Raw genomic sequence first — 19,433 nt, 5'->3', positions numbered from 1 at the left:
GGACGGTGGCTGGCGGGGCCGCTGCCGCTCGCCCCGGCGGGGGTGCTCGGCGTGGCGACCGTGCCGCTGCTGGCCCACACGCCCTGGCAGGTGTCCGACGCGCTGATCGGCCTGGCCGTGACCGTCCTCGGCCCGTGGGCGGTCGGCCGGTACCGCCGCCAGCACATCGCCCTGGGCCGGGCCGGCTGGGAACGCGCCGAACAGCTCGAACGGGAACGCGGGCACATCGCCGAGCAGGCCCGGCTCCGCGAACGCCACCGGATCGCCGGCGACATGCACGACGCCCTCGGCCACGGCCTGAGCCTGATCGCGCTGCGGGCCGGCGCCCTGGAACTCGCCGCCGACCAGCCCGAACACCACCGGGCCGCCGCCGGTCAGCTGCGGCGCGACGCGGTCGGCGCGACCGACCAGCTCCGCGAGATCGTCGGCCTGCTCCGCGAGGAGTCCGAGGCCGCCACCCTCGCCCCGGTCGGGGAGCCGGTCGCCGACCTGGTCGCCCGCGCCGCCGGGGCTGGCGCGCCGGTCACCCTCGAACCGGCCGACACGGATCTCGCCGACCGCACCGCCTACCGGGTCGTGCGGGAGGCGGTCACCAACGCGGTGAAACACGCGCCGGGGGCCGCGATCACGGTCCGGGTGACCGAGGACGCCGCCACCACCACCGTGGCCGTGCGCAACGGACCGCCCGCCGGACCGGGCGCGGGCGACGGCCGGGGACACGGCCTGCCCGGGCTGCGGGAACGCGTCGAACTCGCCCGGGGCACGTTCCGGGCCGGGCCGCTGCCGGACGGCGGATTCGAAGTGGTCGCGACACTGCGGAGGACACAACCATGATCCGGGTACTGCTGGCCGACGACGAACAGATGGTCCGGGCCGGCGTGCGCGCCATCCTGTCCGCCGACCCCGACATCGAGGTGGTGGCCGAGGCCGGCGACGGCAGGGCGGCGATCGACCTGGCCCTCGCGCACCGGCCCGACGTCGCGGTCCTCGACGTGCGGATGCCCACCCTCGACGGCCTGGCCGCCGCCGCCGAGATCCGCCGGGCCCTCCCCGACACCCAGGTCGTCATGCTCACCACCTTCGGCGAGGACGACTACGTCGCCCGGGCCCTGACCGGCGGCGCGAACGGCTTCCTCCTCAAGGCCAGCGACCCCCGGGAACTGATCGGCGGGGTACGGGCGGTCGCCGACGGCGGCGCGTACCTGTCCCCCCGGATCGCGCACCGCGTCCTCTCCGAACTCGGCGGCGACCGGCTGGCCCGGACCAGCTCCGCCCGGGGCCGCGTGGAGGCGCTCACGCCCCGGGAGCGCGACGTGCTCGCCCTCGTCGGCGAGGGGCTGTCCAACGCGGCCATCGGGCGCCGGTTGCACCTGGTGGAGGGCACCGTGAAGGCGTACATGACGACGCTCATGGGGCGGTTGGGCGCGCGCAACCGGGTGCAGGCCGCGATTGTCGCCTACGAGGCGGGTCTGGTGGCGGGGCCGCCGCAGGTCTGAGTTCGGCGGTGCCCGGCGGTCTTCGGCGCGGCTTCCCGGGCGACCGGGCGCGGCCGGCCCGCCGCCTGTGCCGGGTCGCCGCGCGCCGCTGGCCCGCCGCCTGTGCCGGGTCGCCGCGCACCGCTGGGCCGCCGCCCGTGCCGGGTCGCCGCGCACCGCCGGCCCGCAGCCTGTGCGGGGCGCCGCGCACCGCCGGGCCGGATCAGCTCAGCCGCGGGTTTCGGGCATCGATCCGAACCGGCGGACCTCCTGGGGCCAGCCGCACGCCTCCGCGATCCTGCCGGCCCACATCCGGGCCCTCTCCTCGTCGGGCACGTCCACCACGGTCAGGCCGCCCAGGAACTCCTTGGTCTCCACGTAGGGGCCGTCGGTGAACAGCACCGTGCCGCTCGTGGCGTCGGCGCTGAAGACCGGGCCGTCCTCCTCCAGGCCGCCGGCGAAGAGGTACTCCCCGGCCGCCTTGATCTCGTCGACGACCGCCTTCGCGAGTGGCCCGCGCCCGCGGAACCACTCCTCGGAGTGGTCGCCCACCCACTGCTGGTTGAAGTAGATGAGGTACTCGGGCATGGCTGCTCCCTCTGCTCGGCCGGACCCGGTGTCCGCCCCCACCTACGCTACGAACAGCGTCCGGCCGATCGGACACACTCGGCCGGAAAATTCTCCGGAGCCGGAGCCGGAGCCGGAGCCGGAGCCTGGACCGGAGCCTGGACCGGGACCGCCCGTGCCGCCGACCGGACGACAGGGCGACGGCCCGGGGGTGACCCGCCGGGCCGTCGCCCTGGGTCAGTACCGTCCGAGCACGCCGCAGGCGAACCGTCCGCCGGAGTCCCCGGTGGCCAACGTGGCCGCGTCCGGGCCCGGGGTCGCGCCGGAGCTGTACCGGGAGGGGATGTTGGCGTAGTTGTCCGGTCCGGCGTGCACGATGACCGCTGTGCCGTCGGCGTCGAAGAGGGCCCCGCCGGTCAGGCGGTCGGTACGGACCTCGGCGCTGCCCGTGCCGTCCTGACCGACCAGGAGCAGGGGCAGGTCTCCGGCGTGCTGGCCGTGGTGACCCGCGCCGAGGTGCGGGCCGGCGGACAGGAAGGGGGCGGGGTTGCCGTTCGGGTCGGTCGTCCTGGGGTCGCAGATCCCGGTCGAGTGCAGGTGCAGCCCGTGGAAACCCGGGGTGAGCCCGTGGGCCTGGACGGTGACGACGCCCCGGCCCCGACCGACGATGGTCAGCCGGCCGACCGCCGCACCGTCGGCGTTGCGGATCGTCGCGCTCGCCCACAGGCGTTCGGTCGCCTGGTCGGGGTTGGTGGAGCCGACGGTGTAGAGACCCAGGGCACCGGCGGCGCCGACCGCCACGGCCACGGCACGCGAAAGTATCGCAGTATGTCGCATCTTCACCTCTTTCAATGGTGTTAGTGGACATGTTGCCACCGATGGAACCCTTCGCAGCCCTTGCGTACCCCTCGCGTCGCGCGGCGGGCTTCCGGTGGACACGCCCGTCGGCCGCCGGAGAACGCGGAATGGGGCCGCTCACAAAGGTATTTCCATCACACCATTCATTCGCGGGCGCCTATTCATAGAGTGGTCCCGGATGGACCGAACGCCGTGCGGAATGCATTCATCAGAGCCTATTCCCTGAGGTCGAACGATCAAGTACTGTCTGGTCACTGTCGACAGTCGGGGGGCAACGGTGCCGGACTTTCTCGTGATCGGCGCCGGCATCGCGGGCGCCGCGGCCGGGTACTTCCTGGCCGCGCACGGCCGGGTGACCGTCCTGGACATGGAGTCCGCCGCCGGTTACCACGCGACGGGTCGCTCGGCGGCACTGTTCTCCGAGTACTTCGGCACCGCTCCCGTCCGCGAACTCACCGCCGCCAGCCGCGCCTTCCTGACCGCGCCGCCGGCCGGCTTCTGCGACACGCCGCTGCTGCACCCGCGCGGCGCGCTGGCGATCGGGGCGGACGGTGCCGAGTTCGCGGCGGAGTTCGCCGAGGGGGAGGGCGCGCCCGAGCCGGTTCGGAGGATCGACCCCGCCGAGGCGGTCGCCCGCTGCCCGGTACTGCGGCCCGGCACGTTCACCGCCGCCATGCACAAGCCGGGCGCGATGGACATCGACGTCGCCGCGCTGCACCAGGGGTTCCTGGCGGGGGTGCGCCGCTCCGGCGGCCGGGTGCTGACCGGGGCCCGGGTCCGGGCGGTGGATCGGCACGGTGGCCGGTGGCGGGTCGGGACCGACCTGGGGGAGTACGAGGCCCCGGTCGTGGTGAACGCCGCCGGTGCCTGGGCCGACGAGCTCGCCGTCGCGGCCGGGGTCAGGCCGGTCGGACTGGTCGCCCGGCGCCGGACGGCCTGCCTGGTCTCCCTGCCGGCCGGGATGGACGCCCGGGACTGGCCGCTGGTGCACGACGTGCCGGAGACCTACTACTTCCGGCCCGAGTCCGGCGGCCTGCTGCTCTCGCCGGCCGACGAGACGCCCGCGCCGCCCGGCGACGCCCGCCCCGCCGACCTGGACGTGGCCCTCGCCGCCGAGCGGGTCGGGCAGGCCACCACCCTGGTGATCCGGAGCATCCGGCGGGCCTGGGCCGGGCTGCGGACGTTCGCGCCGGACGACACCCCGGTCATGGGTGCCGCCGAGCGGCCGGGCTTCCACTGGCTGGCCGGGCTCGGCGGCTCCGGCATCCAGACCGCCGTCGAGGCCGGTCGCCTGCTGGCGGCCGAGGTGACCGGGGGTCCGCTGCCCGCGGCACTCGCGGCTGGCCGGTTCCGGTGATCTCCGGGACGGGCGTGGACCACGGCGCGTTCCACGCGGTGCCGGCGCTGATCGAGCGCCAGGTCGACCTGCTGGGGGACCGGCCGGCCGTCACGCACGGCGAGCGCACCCTGAGCTACCGCGAACTCGACGGCCGGGCCAACGGGCTCGCCGCGCACCTGGCCGGGGCCGGGGTGCGCCGCGGCGACGTGGTGCCGGTGCTGCTGCCCGACGGCCTGGACTTCGCGGTCGCGTGCCTGGCGCTGATGAAGCTCGGCGCGGCGTTCGTGCCCCTCGACCCGGACTGGCCGGCGGCGACCATCGGGGCCACCCTGGCGGTGCTCGCGCCGCGGCTGGTCGTCGACGGGGACACGACCTATCAGTCCACATTAGACCGACCGGGGACCGTCCTCGGGCCCGACGACCTGATCTACGGCATCTTCACCTCCGGCAGTACCGGCACCCCGCGGTGCGCGCTGAACACCCACCGGGGACTGGTCAACCGGTTCGCGTTCATGACCCGGTACTTCGCGGCCACCGGCGCCGAGGTCGTGCTGCAGAACAGCCGGCACACCGTCGACTCGTCGGTCTGGCAGCTGTTCTGGCCGCTCACCGTCGGCGCGCGCAGCGTGATCCCGGTCCGGACCGGCTACGTCGACCTCGAACACACCGTGGCCACCATCCACCGGCACCGGGTCACCCTGACCGACTTCGTACCCAGCCTGCTCGGCGCGCTGGTCGCCCTCGCCGACACCGACCCGGCCGCCCTGGCCCGGCTGGGCAGCCTCACCGAGCTGGTCGTCGGCGGCGAGGAGATCGTCGCGCCCGTCGTGCACCGGCTGTGCGAGCTGCTGCCGGGGCTGCGGATCACCAACGGGTACGGCCCGACCGAGGCGTCGATCGGGATGGCGTTCCACCCGGTCACGCCGGCCGACGGCGACGCGGTGCCGCTGGGCCGGCCGATCGACAACTGCTACGCGGTGATCCTCGGCCCCGACGACCGGCCGCTGCCCGTGGGCGAGGTCGGCGAGATCGTGATCGGCGGCGCGTGCCTGGGCCTCGGGTACCTCGGCGACCCGGTCCGCACCGCGGAGGCCTTCGTACCCAACCCGTTCCCCGACATCCCCGGCCGGCACCTCTACCGGACCGGGGACCTGGGCCGGCTCGACGCGGGCGGCCGGCTGTTCTTCCACGGCCGGCGCGACTTCCAGGTGAAGATCGGCGGGGTCCGGATCGAACTCGGCGAGATCGCCGCCGCCGCCGAGCGCTGCCCGGGCGTGCGGCAGGCCCGGGTGCTGCTCGCGCCGACCCGGCCGCCGGCCCTGGCGGTGTTCGTCGCGGCGGCCGGGCTGGACGAGACCACCCTCGGCGCCCACCTGCGGCGCGAGCTGCCCCGGGACCGGCGGCCACGGTACCGCTTCGTGCTGCCCGAACTGCCGCTCACCGACGGCGGCAAGGTCGACCGGGCCCGGCTGCGGGTCCTCCTCGACGCCCAGTTGGCCGCCGACGCGGCACTGCTGGCCGCCGACGGCACCGGTGACCGGGCCGGTGTGACCGCGGCGGACCGGATCCTGGGCGTGTTCCGCCGGGTGCTGCTCCGCCCCGATCTCGGCCCGGACGACGACTTCTTCGACGCCGGCGGTGACTCCCTCGCGGCCCTGCGCGTGATCGCGGACCTCCGGGGCACCACCCCGGACTCCGACGGGTACGGGGCCCCGCGGCCCGTCGGGGTGGCGGACCTGTTCGCCGCACCCACCGCCACCCGGCTCGCCGGGCGTCTCGCCCCGCCCGTCGCCGACGAGAACGAGCTGATGGAGGCCGACGCCGCGCTCCCGGCCGGACTGGACGCCGCCGCGCCCGGCCCCGTCGACCCGCCGACGGAGGTGCTGGTCACCGGCGCCACCGGCTTCGTCGGCAGCCGGATCGTGTACGAGCTGCTCGCCGGGACCACCGTCCGGGTGCACGTGTTGTGCCGGGCGGCCGACGACGAGCACGCCGCCCGCCGGGTCGCCGGTGTCCTGCAGACCCAGGGCCTGTGGCACCCGGCCTTCGCCGACCGGCTGCGGGGCCACGCGGGCGACCTGGCCGCCCCCGGGCTCGGCCTGTCCGGGCGCGGCTGGGACGCGCTCGCCGCCGGCTGTGACGCGGTCGTCCACAGCGGAGCGATGGTGAACTTCCTGTTCGACTACCTGACCCACCGGCCCGCCAACGTCCTCGGTACCCGGGAACTGCTCCGGCTCGCGCTCACCGGCCGGCCCAAGGCGCTGCACCACGTCTCCACCCTCGGCGTGCTCGAGGACGAGGCCGCCGGCCGGTCCGGGCCGCTCGCCGAGTGCACCGACGCGGCCTCGGCCGCCCGACCGGGCAGCGGCTACAGCCGGTCCAAGTGGGTCGCCGAACGCTGCCTCACCGAGGCCCGGCACAAGGGCGCGCACGTCACCATCTACCGGCTCGGCGAGGTGATGGCGGCCACCGACACCGGGCACCCCAACGGCCGGGCCGCCACCGAACTGCTGCTGGCCGCCGTCGCCCGGCTCGGCGTGGCCCCCGACGTCGCGCTGCGCACCGACTGGACCCCGGCCGACCACGCGGCCCGCGCCGTCGTGGCGGGCCTGTTCGACCCGGGCGCCTGGGGCCGCAACCTGCACGTGTTCCACCCCGACAGCGTCGACCTCGTCGAACGCTCCGGGCTGGCCGCGCGCCGGGTGCCGGTGCCGGAGTTCGTCGAGCTGCTGCGGGCCGACCCGGCCTGCCGGCTGCTCGCCGGCCTCCTGGACCGCAAACCCCTGCACGAGCTCGTGATCGACAACCCGCGCCTGTTCCGCAGGGAGCACGGCGCCCGGCTGGATCTACAGAAAGAGGAACGATGATGCGGTACCGCAGGCTCGGCCGGCTCGGCTGGCAGGTCAGTGAGGTCGGCTACGGCATGTGGGGGATCGGCGGCGGCCCGGGCGGCTTCACCGGCTGGGACTACGACACCGCCCCGGCCTGCCTGGACCTCGCCCTCGAGCTGGGCTGCAACTTCTTCGACACCGCGTGGATCTACGGCCGGGGCGTCAGCGAGCAGCTCCTCGGCCGGGTGCTGCGCGACCATTCCGACCGCCGGATCTACGTGGCCACCAAGGTGCCGCCGAAGAACCGGGAGTGGCCGCCGCGCGCCGCCGACACCCTGGACGAGGTGTTCCCGGCCGACCACATCCGCGAGTACACCTACAAGTCCCTGGAGAATCTGGGGGTCGACCGGATCGACCTGCTCCAGCTGCACGTCTGGGAGGACCGGTGGGCCGCCGACGAACGGTGGCAGAAGGCGATCAGCGACCTCAAGGCCGAGGGCGTGGTCGACGGGGTCGGGATCAGCGTCAACCGGTGGGAGCCGGCGAACTGCCTGCGGGCCATCGACTCCGGGCTGATCGACGTCATCCAGGTGATCTACAACGTCTTCGACCAGGCGCCCGAGGACGAGCTGTTCGCCCGGGCGCTCGCCGACGACATCGGGATCATCGCCCGGGTGCCGTTCGACGAGGGCGGGCTGACCGGCACGCTGACCGCCGACACCACCTTCCCGGCCGAGGACTGGCGCGCCACCTACTTCGGACCGGAGAACCTGCCGGCGACCGTCGAACGCGCGGGCCGGCTGGCCGGTGACCTGCCGGCCGGGATGAGCATGCCGGAGGCGAGCCTGCGGTTCATCCTGCACCACCCGGCGGTCGGCACCGTGATCCCCGGCATGCGCCGGGCCGAGCACGTCCGGGCCAACCTCGCCGTCAGCGACGGCGCGCCGCTCGACCCGGCGCTGCTGGCGAAGCTGCGCGGGCACCGCTGGGACCGCCGCCCCTCGGCCTGGTCGATGTGAACCCCGCGATCGTGATGTGGGCGCATCCGCGTTCGGTCTCCACCGCCTTCGGCCGGATGATGATCGAGCGCGGCGACGTCGCGGTCGTGCACGAACCGCTGGTCACCCTCGTCGACTTCGGCGCGGTGCCGGTCGGCGGCCGGACGCTACGCACCGCGCCCGACGTCCTGCGCGCGGTCCGCGACCTCGCCCCGGTGTTCATGAAGGACACCGTCGAGTACCGCTACGAGGGGCTGTTCGCCGACCCCGACTGCATGGCCGGGCTGACCCACACGTTCATCGTCCGCGAGCCGAAGCAGACCATCGCCTCGCACCACGCCCTGCTGCCGGACGTGACCTGCGCGAAGATCGGCTACGAGCACCAGCACCAGCTCTTCGAACTCGCCTGGCAGGTCACCGGGGAGCGGCCGGTCGTCATCGACGCCGCCCGGCTGCTCGCCGACCCCCCGGGCGTGGTGGCCGCGTACTGCGCCGCGGTCGGCCTGCCCTTCCTGCCGGAGGCGCTGAACTGGGCGCCGGCGGAGCGGCCCGAGTGGGAACGCACCGCCCGCTGGCACGTCGACGCGGCCCGCAGTTCGGGCTTCGCGGCGTCGGAGAAGACCTACGCGACCACTGTGGACAACGACGCCCGACTGCGCGCGTTCCACGACCACCACCGGCCGTTCTACGAGCGGCTGATCAGCCACGCGATCCAGGGGGTTTGACATGTCCGAGTTGACACCGGGGCAGGCGTTCGCGCGGGCCTTCGCCAAGGACGGCGACCGGGCGGAGGTGGCCTTCGACTTCACGATCACCGACGCCTTCCAGCCGACCAAGGACCGGCCGCGGGTGACGGTCCGCAACCTGTTCCGCAAGCGGCCCGCGCCCGACGGGCCGGTCCGGTTCTGGACCGAGAGCCGGCCCACCGCCGCCGAGGCGGCCAGGGTGCACGAGTCCGGGCTGCGCAGGGAGGCGGCGTTCCGGTCCGGCGTCGCCGAGGCCGGGACGCAGCCGATCACCGCCTGGGTCCAGGTGCCCGCCGAGCTCGCCGACGACGAGGAGGCCGTCGCCGCGTTCATCGACTTCCGGTTGCTGGTCCGGCTCGCCACCGCCGAGAACCAGGCGCTGACCTACACGCTGCTCGACCGGCCGGACGTGGCCCGGCTGCCCTACCACGGGGACTACGTGGCCGGCGTGATGGCCGCCTGCAACGAGATCGAACAGACCGGGGCCACCGCGCACGCGATGATCGTCAACCCGCACGACTACTACTTCCACATGGTCGGCAGCGGCGTACTGGAGGACCTTGCCCGGGGCGGGACCCTGATCAGCCGGACCCGGATGGTCGAACGCGGCCGGGCGCTGGTCGGGGACTTCGCGATGGCCGCCCGGCTGCTCGACGGCGGCCGGTCCGTGATCCGGGTGGCCGAGCCGCCGGCCGGTACGTTCGCCGAGCCCGGGCTCGCGGTGTGCGCCGAGATCCACGAGGGCATCGCCCTGCACCTGCCGACCCACTTCTTCCTCGTCGAGCCGGCGGCGTCGGCCGCGCACCTGACCGCCGCGGCGGCCCCGCCGGCAGCGTTCACGCCCCCGCTGAGCGCCTCCGCGCCACGACCCCGGACCGGGCAATGAGCTTCTACAAACCCTTCGCACCGCTGTTCGGCGCCATCTTCTGCTGCCTGCTCGGCGTCGGGGCGACCCTCGGGGCGCTCCCGCTGTACCTGCGCCGCGACCTGCACGCCACCGACGTCGAGATCGGGGTCGTCGTCATGGCGATCGCGGTCTCGGCGGTCATCGCCCGGCCCATCGCGGGCCGGCTCGCCGACCGGCACGGCTACAAACCGCTGATGCTCGCCGGGGTGGCGCTGTGCGTCCTGGCCAGCCTCGGCTACCTGCTCGGCGGCGGCATCGTGCCGCTCACCGCCGTGCGGATCCTGCACGGGATCGGCGAGGGCACCGTCTACACCGCCGGCGCCACCTGGCTGGTCGCGCTCTCCCCGCTGGAACGGCGCGGCCGGGTCGTCGGCCTGTACGGCATCTGCATGTGGCTCGGCATCACCCTCGGCGCCCTGGTCGGCGTGCTGCTCCTGGACAACGCGGGCTTCGCGGCGGTCGGCTGGTTCGCCGCGGCGGCCGCGCTCGGCGGGCTGGCGCTGGTCGCGGCCAAGCCCAGCCCGGAACGGCCCACCGGACCGCCCCGGACCGGCCTGGTCGCCGGCAGCGCCGTCCTGCCCGGCGTCGCCCTGTCGCTGGCCGCGTTCGGCTACGCGGCACTGGCCGCGTTCGTCGCCCTGCACCTGGCCCGGCGCGACATCGGCAGCGGCATCGCCGCGTTCAACGCGTTCGGCGTCACCTACGTCGGCGTCCGGCTGTTCATCGGCAACCTGCCCGACCGGCTCGGCGCCGGCCGGGTCGCCCTGTGGTCCGCGCTGACCGAGGCGGTCGGCCTGGTCCTGGTCGGCGCGGCCCCGAACCTGGCGGTCGCGATCGTCGGCGGCCTGGTGATGGGCGCGGGCCTGTCGCTGCTGTTCCCGGCGCTGGCCCTGGTCGTGCTCAACCGGACCGACCCGTCCCGGCACGGGGTGGCGCTCGGCGCGTTCACCTCGTTCTGGGACGTCGGCCTGGCCGTGGGCGGGCCCCTGGCCGGCTGGATCGCGGGGCTGGCCGGCTATCCGGCGATCTTCTACGTGATGGCCGGGTGCGCGCTGGGCTCGGCGGCGCTGTCCCTGGCGGGGCGGCGGGCCGCCCCCACGCCCGCGGAGACATAGCGGACGCGCGGCCTCACCGCGTCTGCGCGAACCACAGCCGCCCGTCCCCCGCGCCCACCACGACCTGCCCGTCGCCGGTCGCGAGCACCAGCCGGGCGCCGGGCACATGCGCCGGGGCGACCGGCAGCGGCACCGACCGGGCAGCGTCGCCCTGACACAACCACAGCCCCAGACGGGTACCGGAGGCCACCGCCGCGTACGCGCCACCCGGGCCGGGCGCGAGCCCGACGACGTGCGGCGGAGTCGTCCCGGCCGTGTCCCCGAACCGGACCAGCCGCCGCCAGCCCGGCCCGCCCCACAGTTCGAACCGCCGACCCGACGGCCCGGCCGCCAGCAGCTCCCCGTCGGCGGTCGCGGCCCGGTGCAGGGTCAGCCCCGGGGTCTCGACGCTCCACCGGGCACCGTCGGCGGAACGCCATACCCGGTCGCCGACCAGGACGAAGCCGGCCGTGGTCACCGCGCCGTCGTACGCGCGCAGGTTCTCGTCGGCGTACCCGGGCCGGAACTCCCCGCCGTCGGCCGACACCCAGCCCGTCGAGCCCGGATGGTTACCGCTGACCAGGAAACCCGCCGGGCCGGCCGCGACCCGGGCCAGGCCGGCGTCGCGCGGGCCGCCGTACAGCTCCGGCGGGGCCACCTGCTCGACGAGGACGCCGTCGCGCAGGGACCAGGTGCCGCTGCGCCGGTTGCCGTGCGCCCCGCCGTGCGCGACGCCCAGCGCCGTCAGCCGGCCGGCCGCGCACGCCACGGACACCAGCTCGTGCTCCGGCCCGTACGCCGACCGTGGCGTCACCGGCACCACCGTGAATCCGCGGCCGTCCGCCGAGCGCCACGCGGCCGGGTGACCGTCGACGGCCCCGACCGCGTACCAGCCGTCCGCGCACCGGGCGATCTCGCTGACCGTCGCCGTGCCGGTGGCGGGCAGGTCCACCGGCCGCCAGTCGGGCGCGGCCGGCTCCGTGCCGCAGCCCGCCGCGGCCAGCAGCACCGGCACCCCGATGGCCCAACACCGGATCGACCACCGCCGAAGTCTGCGCATCCCGCCACCATATCGGTCGGAACCGGTCAGCGGCGGACCCGGCGCGGTGCCCAGCGGGCCGGCCACCACCGCCATGGTGGACGGTGCTCCGCTATCCGGCCCACCGCCGTGCCGGGTACCGGTCCCCGATCTCCCGGGCCGCCGGCACCGCGCCCACCCGGTCGTCGTCCGCGCCCAGCACGTGCGCCCGGGCCGCCAACGCCACCGCGCGCAGCCGGGGCGAGCCCTCCGCCGCCGCCAGGGCGCTGTCCGCGTGCCGGCGTGCCTCCAGCCCCGCGCCCAGGGCCGCGCTCGCGGTCGCCAGGTTGGCCAGCGCCAGCACGTGCCCGCCGGGCGCCCGGCATTTCCCGGCCAGGCCCACTGCCGCCGAAGCCCAGCGCCGGGCCTGTTCCGGGGCGCTCCGGCCCAGGGCCAGCGCCGCCAGGTTGGTCAACGCGGACCGCTCACCGTCGGGGTCGCCCAGCTCCCGGGCCAGTTCCAGGGCCGCCCGGAAACAGGTGGCCGCCTCCTCGGGGTCCGTCCCGGCGAGGGCCACGCCCAGCTGCCGGCGGGCCGCGAGTTCCCCGGGCCGGTCGCCCGCCGCCCGGGTCGCGGCCAGCCCGGTCCGCAGCGCGGCGGCCCACACCGGCCGCTCGGCCCGGTCGTGGTACAGCCGGCCGAGCGCCGACACCAGCCGCCAGGCCCCGGCCGGATCCCCGGCGGCCAGCAGTCCGGCGGCCAACCGGGCCAGCTCGGGCTCGGCCCGGTCGAAGGCGGCACCGACCTGTGCGGGGTCCCGGTCGGCGAACGCGGCCAGCCCCGCGTCGAGCCGGAGCCGCAACCCGCCGAACGGGCCGGCGGCACGCGCCCTTGCCCCGGCCCCGGCCCCGGCCCCGACCCCGGCCCCGGCTACGGCCCCGACCCCGGCCTGGGCGGAGGTCCCGGCTCGGCCGGACGCGGCCCCGACCCCGGCACCTGCTCTCGGCTCAGTAGCCCCGGCCCCGGCCCCGGTGGTGCCGCCCCCCACCCCGGCGGCGCGGCCCGGCACCTCAGCCACCACCCGGCCGTCCCCCCGCAGGATCTCCGTGTACACCGACACCAGCCGCGCCCCCGGATCCACCCCCAACGCCTCGCACAGCGCCTCCCGGGTCCGGTGGAACAGCGCGATCGCCTCGGCCTGCCGCCCACCGGCGCACAGCGCCCGCATCCCCCGTTCCACCAGGGACTCCCGGAGCGGATGGCCGGCCACCCACGGCTCCAGCACCCCGGCGGCGTCGGAGGCGCGCCCGGCGCGGAGCAGCAGGTCGGCGAGCTGTTCGACCGCGTCGAGCCGGGCCCCGTCGAGCCGGGCGGCCTCCCGGGCCAGCGGCACCCCGAGCAGCGCCGGCCCGCGCCACAGCCCCAGGGCCTCGTCGAGCAGCCCGATCGCGGCCTCGTCGTCGCGGACCCGGGCCGTCGCGGTGAGCCGCTCGAACCGGTGCGCGTCGACGAGATCCGGCCCGACGGTCAACAGGTAGCCGGCCGGCCGGGTGTGCAGCCCGACCCCGCACCGGCCGGCGTCGAGGCCGTCGAGGAGGCGGCGCAACCGGGACACGTGCCCCTGCAGGGCGGTGCGGGCGTGCCGGGGCGGTGCGCCGCCCCACACCGCCTCCAGCAGGTGGTCGACGGACACCGCCCGGTTGTCGGCCAGCAGCAGGGCGGCGAGCACCACCGCGCCCTGTCCGGCGGGCACCGGCACGGCCCCGCCGGCGGCGTGCGCCTCGACCGGGCCGAGTAGCCGGAACTCCATGACGCCCCCTCGTTCAGTGGGCGTTCAGTGCGCCCCTCCATGCTGAGTCCGGGGAGGCTGTTCCGGGTTTCAACGGACACGGATTGTTGGGGGACAAGAATGTTCAAGCGACGCGTAGGTGTGCTGCTCGCAGGGGTTGTGGCGCTGTCGGCGCTGGTCATCGGGGTGACAGGGGTCACGCCGGGCGAGCCGCGGGCCGACGGGGATGTGATGTGCGCGCTCACGGTCAGTGAGTGCCCGGCGCAGCCGACGCCGGAGGAACCGACCATGGGCATCTGCGGCCCGGGCGCGATCACGATCGACTGCGGCTGGTTCGAGGAAGAGCACTAACAACCACCACGGGGGTACCGGGCGCGCCCGCACCGGAGGCGGTCCCGGTACCCCGGCGACAACGGCGGGACCGCTCGCACGGCGCGTGTCCCGCCTGGTCCGATGCCCGCCGGGGTGCTCGGCCGGAGCCGCGCGACCGGGGGACGACTGTCCACCGCTGGCCGCCGCGGGTACCCGACTCGGGGTCGCCCGACGACGATGGCCCGGCGGTCGCGGACCACGCTCGGCCGGGCGGGAACCGGCGCGTGGAGCCGCGGATACCTAGTCGAAGCCGGGGTCGTGGAACCCCGGCGCCGGCCGGCCCCCGGGCGTCAGCAGCGCGTCCAGGGCGGCGGTGAGCGGGCTGCCGATCCCGGCGGCCAGGGCCCGGGCCGCCCGCCACTCGGCCCCGGCGGCCTCCGGGTCGGCCTCCCGCAGCGCCGAGCCGAGCTCGAAGCGTGCCTCGGCCTCGGTGTGCCGCTGCCCGCCGGCCCCGGCGGTGGCCACCGCCCGGCGGAGCGCGTGCGCGGCCTCCTCGGGCCGGCCCAGGCCCCGGTGCGCCTGCCCCTTGTAGAGCAGCAGTTCGGCGGGCTGGCCCCAGACCGCGTCGGAGGGCGCGGCCGCCAGGGCCTCGTCCACGTGCCGCAGCGCCGCCGCCGGATCGCCCCGCCGCAGCGCCAGCTCGGCCATGTTGGCCAGGCAGCGGGCCGCCAGGGCCCCGGCCCCGAGGGCGTGCGCGGTCGCCGCCGCCGACCGGTAGTGCTCGACGGCCAGGTCCAGGCCCCCGGTGAGCGCGTGCGCCGCGCCCAGGTTGACCCGCATCGAGGCGGCGCTGAGCCGGTCGCCGAGCCGTTCGGCGATCGCCACCGCCAGGGTGTGCTGCTCCACGGCAGCCTCGGGGTCGCCGCCCAGGCCGAGCGCGGTGGCCAGGTGTGCGCGCATCACCATCTCGCCGCGTTCGGCGCCCACGGCCAGCGCGGACGCCAGACCCAGGCGCAGGGCGTGCGCCCACTCGGCGTGCGTGCGCCGGCCGTAGTAGTACGGCCACAGCTCGCGGGCCAGCCACCAGCAGCGTTGGTGCTCGCCCAGCGCGGCGGCGGTCTCCACCGCCGAGGTCAGGTCCTCCTCCTCGAACCACGCGGTCATCGCCGCCCGGTCGGCGAACCGGCGCGGCCGGACCGGCGGGAACGTCACCCGCAGCCCGGGCGGCGCGGGCGTGCCCGGGTTCCAGTACGGCCGGGTGTGCACCAGGGTGTCGAGGTAGTAGTCCAGGAGCCGGGCGGCGGCTGCGGACCGCTCGGCGGCGGGCACCTCCGTCTCGGCCAGCTGCCGGGAGTACAGCCGGATCAGGTCGTGCCGGGCGTGCCGGCCGGGCGCGGACTCGGTCGTGAGGTGGGTGCCGGCCAGCCCCGCGAGCAGCCCGGCGGCCCCGGCCGGTTCGCACCCGGCGAGCGCGGCGGCGGCATGGGCGTCCACGGCGGCGCCCCGGTGCAGGCCCAGCAGCCGCAGCAGTCCGGCCTGCCCGGCGGGCAACGCCCGGTAGGTCAACGCCAGGGCGGCGGACACCCCGACGTCCTCGGCGGACAGCGCGGCCAGCCGGCGGCGTTCGTCGTCGAGTTCGGCCACGGCGGCGCTGATCGGCCGGCCCGGGTGCTCGGCCAGCCGGCAGGCCGCGATCCGCAGGGCCAACGGCAGCCCGTCGCACAGTACGGCCAGCTCGCGGGCCGCCCCGGGCTCGGCCGCCACCCGGTCGGCACCCACGCCCGCGGCCAGCAGGGCCTCCGCCTCGGCCGCGCCCAGCACCCCGAGCCGGACCGGCAGCGCGCCCTCCCGCACGGTCAGCGAGTCGAGCCGGTTGCGGCTGGTCACCACGAGCGCGCAGGACGGCGTACCCGGCAGGAAGGGTCTGACCTGCGCGGAATCCCTCGCGTTGTCGAGGACCACGAGCACCCGGCGGGCGGCGAGCACCGAGCGGTACAGCGCCGCGCGGGCCGGACCACCGGCGGGGATCGCGTCGGCGGGCACCCCCAGCCCGGCCAGGAACTCCCCGAGCAGCTGCTCCGGGCACACCGGCGCGGCCTCGTCGAACCCGCGCAGGTCCGCGAACAGCTGCCCGTCGGGATAGCGGCCGGCGGCCCGCCGCGCCCAGTGCAGGGCCAGGGCGCTCTTGCCCACCCCCGCCGGCCCGGTCACGGCGGCCACCGTCAGGCCGCCCGATCCCAGCCGGTCCACGGCGGCCAGCTCCGCGACCCGGCCGGTGAACCCGACCGGGCCGAGCGGCAGCTGCGCGGGCGCGGTGGGGGCCGGCTCGGGCCCGGTGCCCGGCCCGGCGCCCGGCCCGGCGCCCGGCTCCGCGCCCGTCAGGATCCGCTGGTGCAGCCGCTGCACCGCGGGCCCCGGATCCAGCCCGGTCAACCCCACCAGGCTGTGCCGCAGCCCGTGGTAGGCGGTCAGCGCGTCGGCGGGCCGGCCGGCCTGGCACAACGCGGTCATCAGCAGCTCGCACAGCCGCTCCCGGGTCGGGTGCCCGGCGGTCAGCTCGGTGAGCTGCGCGATCACCCCGGCCGGCCGGCCCAACGCCAGCTCCACGGCCGCCAGCTCCTCGAACGCCTGCACCCGGCTCTCCTCCAACCGGGCCCGCTCCCGGCCCAGCTGCGGCCCGTCGGGCAGCCCGGCCAGGGCCGGCCCGGTCCACCGGTCCAGGGCCCGGCGGAACGCGTCGGCGGCCCCGGGCAGGTCCCCGCCGCCGAGCAGCCCCCGGCCGAGGGCCAGGTCGGCGTGGAACTCGTCCAGGTCCAACTGCCCGGGGGCGACCCGCAGCAGGTAACCGCCGTCGGTGAACGCCAGCACCCTGGCCGTGCCCCGGGGCGCCCGGCCCGGCTCCAGCACCCGGCGCAGCCTGCCGACATAGGCCTGCACCACGTTTCCGGCGGTCGCCGGCGGCGCCGGGCCCCACAGCACGTCGAACAGCTCGGCGGGGCGGACCACCACGTTCGCGCGCAGCAGCAGGTGCCCGAGCAGCGTCCGGGGGCCGGGGGCCCCGAGGTCGAACTCCCGGCCGGCCCGGCGCGCGGCCAGCCGGCCGAGCACCGTGAACCGCAACGTGTCGTCCATCCCCGTGGTCACCAGCCCGAGGGTAGCCGCGTTAGCGCCGGACCAGCCGGCCGTTAGCGCCGCTGGCGAGGCTGGTCACATCGGGTCCGAACCGGACCCGCGGTCCCCACGAAAGGCACGTGTCTTGAGACTTCTGCGCATTGGCTTCGCGGCTGCCGCCGCCGCCGTCATCCTCGCCTCCACCCCGGGCACGTCGATGGCCATCGTCGGCGGCCAGTACGCGCCCAGCGCGTACTCCTTCATGGTCTCCCTCCAGGATCCCGCCCGCACCGAGGCGCCGCACTTCTGCGGCGGCAGCCTGATCTCCGCCAACTGGGTCGTGACCGCGTGGCACTGCGTCGCGGGCAAGGAGCCGGGCGCGATCCGGCTGCGGATCGGCAGCCGCTACACCGACACCGGCGGCCAGGTCCGCACCCCCACCCAGATCGTCACGCACCCGCAGGGCGGCGCGCAGGCCAACGACGTCGCGCTGATCCGCCTCGACCGCCCGGTCACCAACACCCCGGTCAAGCTCGACACCCGCCAGCCCGTCGGCGGGGACGCCCGGCTGATCGGCTGGGGCTGCACCACGGTCGGCACCTTCTGCGGCGACGACGGCCGGACCACCACCCTCAAGCAGCTCGACACCGGGTTCCGCGACCCGGCGCTGTGCACCAACGTCGAGGCCCCGATCAACACGGCCAACGAGATCTGCACCGGCAACCCGGACACCCACCAGGGCGCCTGCTTCGGGGACTCCGGCGGCCCGCTGCTCCGCAAGGTCGGCGGCGTCTGGCGGCTCAACGGCGCGTTCAGCCGCGTCGAGGTGCTCCCGCAGGACCCGAACGGCCCCGTGCAGTTCCCGGACTGCTCCAGCGGCCTGGGCATCTACACCGACGTGACCACGCACCGCACGTGGATCGAGAGCGTCACCGGACCGCTGGCCTAGCGCCGGCACGGCGGCGGGCGGATGCCACCCCCCAGGGCGTCCGCCCGCCTCACCGACCGGAGCGGGCCCGGAGCTGCCGGTCGAAGTCGCGGACCCCTGCCGTGTCGGCCCAGTCGTGGTGCAACCGGGCCCGCAGCCCGGCCAGTTCGCGGTGGACGAGGGTCTCGCGCGCCGAGGTCACCGTGTGGAGGACCCCGGTCGCGGTGGCCACGGCCGCCTCGGGGTCGCGCGCGCAGGCGTAGGTGTCGGCGAGGCGCAGGACGAGCAGGACGTGGGACAGGCGCATCCGCGCCGGAAGGTAGAAGGCGAGCGCGGACCGCGCCGAGTCGGCGGCCCGCACCGCGAGCCGGCGGTCACCGCTCGCGGCGGCGAGGTCGCGGAGCCCACCGGAGGCGAAGGCGTCGACGAACGCGGCCCCCTCCGCCCCGTGCAGCCACGGCGCGTGGATCCGGTCGAGGTCGCCCAGCCGGTCGAGCAGGACGCGGGCGTGCCGCAGGTGGTGGTCGAACGCGCGCCCGTCGCCGAGCAGCGCGTGGGCCCGGGCCGCCAGGAGCGCGGACCAGACGGCCGGCCAGCGGTGCCGACGCCCGACGGCGCCCGCCGCCCGGGCGTAGTCGAGGGCGCGCCGGGGATCGTCCTCCAGCCGGGCGATGGTGCTCATCCGGCCGAGGATCTCGCACCCGGCCACGATGTTGCCGCTGGCCCGGGCCCAGTCGAGCCCGCGGTGCAACCAGGCCATGCCCAGTCCGTACTGGCCGCGCTCGACCCGCAGCCAGCCGGCGAGCTGGGCGTAGTGCGCGCACAGGGCCAGCAGGGCCCCGGTGAACCGCCCGCCGGCCCGGAGGGCGTGCGTCATGGCGTGCAGGGACTCCTCGACGCGGGCCCCGGTACCCGTCGAGGTGCTCTCCAGGTCGGCTTGGGTGTAGGTGGCCAGCAGTGCGGTGTAGGTGTGCACGGCGGCCGGGTCCACGCGGATGGCCGGGCGGCGCACCGTGGCGGGGTCGACGCTGGCCGTGCAGCCCGCGAGGCCGTGCAGGGGACAGGTGATCCCGAGGGTGGGGAACCGGTGGCCGCGCCCGGAGGTGCCCGGCACGTCGGGGCCCGGTGCCGGGAGCGGGCCCGGCGGCGGATCGTGGCCGATGGCCCACCACAGGGCGTCGAGTTCCCCGCCGGTGGCCAGGAGGTCGTCCGCCCGCCGGGGCAGGGAACCCGGCGGCCAGCGCTGGCCGCGTTCCACCTTGCAGAGGTAGGAGTGGTGGTAGCCGAGGAGCTTGCCGAGCTGGGCCTGGGTGAGACCGGCCACGGTGCGCCAGTACCGCAGCCGGGCGCCGAACCGGGCCCGCTCCACCTCGGTCGCCTCGGCGTCCATGACTCCTCCACCGCGCGCCGACGGGCAGGACACACCATTGTCGACCCGGAGCGGGCCGGCGGCCGACAGG

The 19,433-nt window shown here is 76.3% G+C and carries 16 protein-coding genes; 10 read left to right on the top strand and 6 right to left on the bottom strand.

Going from position 1 to position 19,433, the window contains the following annotated elements; genetic code table 11:
- The first annotated feature begins 51 nt into the window (after positions 1 to 51).
- Both PT931_RS26930 and PT931_RS26925 read left to right on the top strand, forming a co-directional pair.
- On the top strand, positions 52 to 834 hold the full coding sequence (locus tag PT931_RS26930) for a sensor histidine kinase (protein ID WP_456248501.1): 783 nt from the start codon (positions 52 to 54) through the stop codon (positions 832 to 834).
- A complete protein-coding gene (locus PT931_RS26925; protein ID WP_456248500.1) occupies positions 831 to 1,496 on the top strand; it encodes a response regulator in 666 nt (221 codons plus the stop codon). Before PT931_RS26930 ends, PT931_RS26925 begins: the two co-directional genes overlap by 4 nt.
- Positions 1,497 to 1,703: 207 nt before the next feature.
- On the opposite strand, the gene PT931_RS26920 is transcribed toward PT931_RS26925, so the two are convergent.
- Together PT931_RS26920 and PT931_RS26915 are read right to left on the bottom strand one after the other, a co-directional pair.
- Positions 1,704 to 2,063, bottom strand: coding sequence for a YciI family protein (locus tag PT931_RS26920; RefSeq protein ID WP_456248499.1), 360 nt, complete (start codon positions 2,061 to 2,063; stop codon positions 1,704 to 1,706).
- 216 nt (positions 2,064 to 2,279) lie between these two features.
- On the bottom strand, positions 2,280 to 2,879 hold the full coding sequence (locus PT931_RS26915; protein ID WP_456248498.1) for a superoxide dismutase family protein: 600 nt from the start codon (positions 2,877 to 2,879) through the stop codon (positions 2,280 to 2,282).
- Positions 2,880 to 3,177: 298 nt separating this feature from the next.
- Here PT931_RS26915 and PT931_RS26910 point away from each other — a divergent pair, with 298 nt between their 5' ends.
- From PT931_RS26910 to PT931_RS26885, 6 genes are read left to right on the top strand one after another with little or no spacing between them, the layout of a single operon-like run.
- Positions 3,178 to 4,257: an NAD(P)/FAD-dependent oxidoreductase gene (locus PT931_RS26910; RefSeq protein ID WP_456248497.1), complete on the top strand. Its 1,080-nt coding sequence runs from the start codon at positions 3,178 to 3,180 to the stop codon at positions 4,255 to 4,257.
- On the top strand, positions 4,254 to 7,106 hold the full coding sequence (locus tag PT931_RS26905) for an amino acid adenylation domain-containing protein (RefSeq protein ID WP_456248496.1): 2,853 nt from the start codon (positions 4,254 to 4,256) through the stop codon (positions 7,104 to 7,106). The genes PT931_RS26910 and PT931_RS26905 overlap by 4 nt, the downstream gene beginning before the upstream one ends.
- Positions 7,103 to 8,089 (top strand): aldo/keto reductase, encoded by a 987-nt coding sequence (locus PT931_RS26900; RefSeq protein WP_456248495.1) that lies wholly within the window; start codon positions 7,103 to 7,105, stop codon positions 8,087 to 8,089. Before PT931_RS26905 ends, PT931_RS26900 begins: the two co-directional genes overlap by 4 nt.
- Positions 8,086 to 8,793: a sulfotransferase-like domain-containing protein gene (locus tag PT931_RS26895; RefSeq protein ID WP_456248494.1), complete on the top strand. Its 708-nt coding sequence runs from the start codon at positions 8,086 to 8,088 to the stop codon at positions 8,791 to 8,793. Before PT931_RS26900 ends, PT931_RS26895 begins: the two co-directional genes overlap by 4 nt.
- A gap of 1 nt (position 8,794) precedes the next feature.
- Positions 8,795 to 9,700, top strand: a complete 906-nt coding sequence (locus PT931_RS26890; RefSeq protein WP_456248493.1) for a family 3 encapsulin nanocompartment shell protein — start codon at positions 8,795 to 8,797, stop codon at positions 9,698 to 9,700.
- The gene (locus PT931_RS26885) at positions 9,697 to 10,836 is read left to right on the top strand and encodes an MFS transporter (RefSeq protein WP_456248492.1); all 1,140 of its coding nucleotides are present in this window, start codon (positions 9,697 to 9,699) and stop codon (positions 10,834 to 10,836) included. Before PT931_RS26890 ends, PT931_RS26885 begins: the two co-directional genes overlap by 4 nt.
- Before the next feature lie 13 nt (positions 10,837 to 10,849).
- Here the strand turns inward: PT931_RS26885 and PT931_RS26880 are convergent, their stop codons facing one another.
- Positions 10,850 to 11,875 (bottom strand): hypothetical protein, encoded by a 1,026-nt coding sequence (locus PT931_RS26880; protein ID WP_456248491.1) that lies wholly within the window; start codon positions 11,873 to 11,875, stop codon positions 10,850 to 10,852.
- Positions 11,876 to 11,966: 91 nt separating this feature from the next.
- Positions 11,967 to 13,643, bottom strand: a complete 1,677-nt coding sequence (locus PT931_RS26875; RefSeq protein WP_456248490.1) for a BTAD domain-containing putative transcriptional regulator — start codon at positions 13,641 to 13,643, stop codon at positions 11,967 to 11,969.
- A 99-nt stretch (positions 13,644 to 13,742) separates the two neighbouring features.
- On the opposite strand from PT931_RS26875, the gene PT931_RS26870 reads away from it, so the two are divergent.
- The gene (locus PT931_RS26870; protein WP_456248489.1) at positions 13,743 to 13,973 is read left to right on the top strand and encodes a hypothetical protein; all 231 of its coding nucleotides are present in this window, start codon (positions 13,743 to 13,745) and stop codon (positions 13,971 to 13,973) included.
- Positions 13,974 to 14,234: 261 nt separating this feature from the next.
- Here PT931_RS26870 and PT931_RS26865 read toward each other — a convergent pair whose 3' ends face one another.
- Positions 14,235 to 17,078 carry a BTAD domain-containing putative transcriptional regulator gene (locus PT931_RS26865; RefSeq protein ID WP_456248488.1) on the bottom strand — a complete coding sequence of 948 codons (2,844 nt, stop codon included), beginning with the start codon at positions 17,076 to 17,078 and terminating at the stop codon, positions 14,235 to 14,237.
- 112 nt (positions 17,079 to 17,190) lie between these two features.
- Between PT931_RS26865 and PT931_RS26860 the strand changes: the two genes are divergently transcribed.
- Positions 17,191 to 17,994 (top strand): S1 family peptidase, encoded by an 804-nt coding sequence (locus tag PT931_RS26860; protein ID WP_456248487.1) that lies wholly within the window; start codon positions 17,191 to 17,193, stop codon positions 17,992 to 17,994.
- 49 nt (positions 17,995 to 18,043) lie between these two features.
- Here the strand turns inward: PT931_RS26860 and PT931_RS26855 are convergent, their stop codons facing one another.
- On the bottom strand, positions 18,044 to 19,363 hold the full coding sequence (locus PT931_RS26855; RefSeq protein ID WP_456248486.1) for a helix-turn-helix domain-containing protein: 1,320 nt from the start codon (positions 19,361 to 19,363) through the stop codon (positions 18,044 to 18,046).
- Positions 19,364 to 19,433 lie beyond the last annotated feature (70 nt).

The sequence above is a fragment of the Longispora urticae genome (assembly GCF_053902585.1).
The sequence above is the reverse complement of the archived record's forward strand: the minus strand, read 5'-3'. Positions and strand labels throughout refer to the sequence as shown.

Coding starts and splice junctions, on each gene's coding strand:
- PT931_RS26925 (WP_456248500.1), top strand. CDS start 831: ATGATCCGGGTACTGCTGGCCGACGACGAACAGATGGTCCGGGCCGGC.
- PT931_RS26920 (WP_456248499.1), bottom strand. CDS start 2,063: ATGCCCGAGTACCTCATCTACTTCAACCAGCAGTGGGTGGGCGACCAC.
- PT931_RS26915 (WP_456248498.1), bottom strand. CDS start 2,879: ATGCGACATACTGCGATACTTTCGCGTGCCGTGGCCGTGGCGGTCGGC.
- PT931_RS26900 (WP_456248495.1), top strand. CDS start 7,103: ATGATGCGGTACCGCAGGCTCGGCCGGCTCGGCTGGCAGGTCAGTGAG.
- PT931_RS26890 (WP_456248493.1), top strand. CDS start 8,795: ATGTCCGAGTTGACACCGGGGCAGGCGTTCGCGCGGGCCTTCGCCAAG.
- PT931_RS26885 (WP_456248492.1), top strand. CDS start 9,697: ATGAGCTTCTACAAACCCTTCGCACCGCTGTTCGGCGCCATCTTCTGC.
- PT931_RS26880 (WP_456248491.1), bottom strand. CDS start 11,875: ATGCGCAGACTTCGGCGGTGGTCGATCCGGTGTTGGGCCATCGGGGTG.
- PT931_RS26875 (WP_456248490.1), bottom strand. CDS start 13,643: ATGGAGTTCCGGCTACTCGGCCCGGTCGAGGCGCACGCCGCCGGCGGG.
- PT931_RS26870 (WP_456248489.1), top strand. CDS start 13,743: ATGTTCAAGCGACGCGTAGGTGTGCTGCTCGCAGGGGTTGTGGCGCTG.
- PT931_RS26855 (WP_456248486.1), bottom strand. CDS start 19,363: ATGGACGCCGAGGCGACCGAGGTGGAGCGGGCCCGGTTCGGCGCCCGG.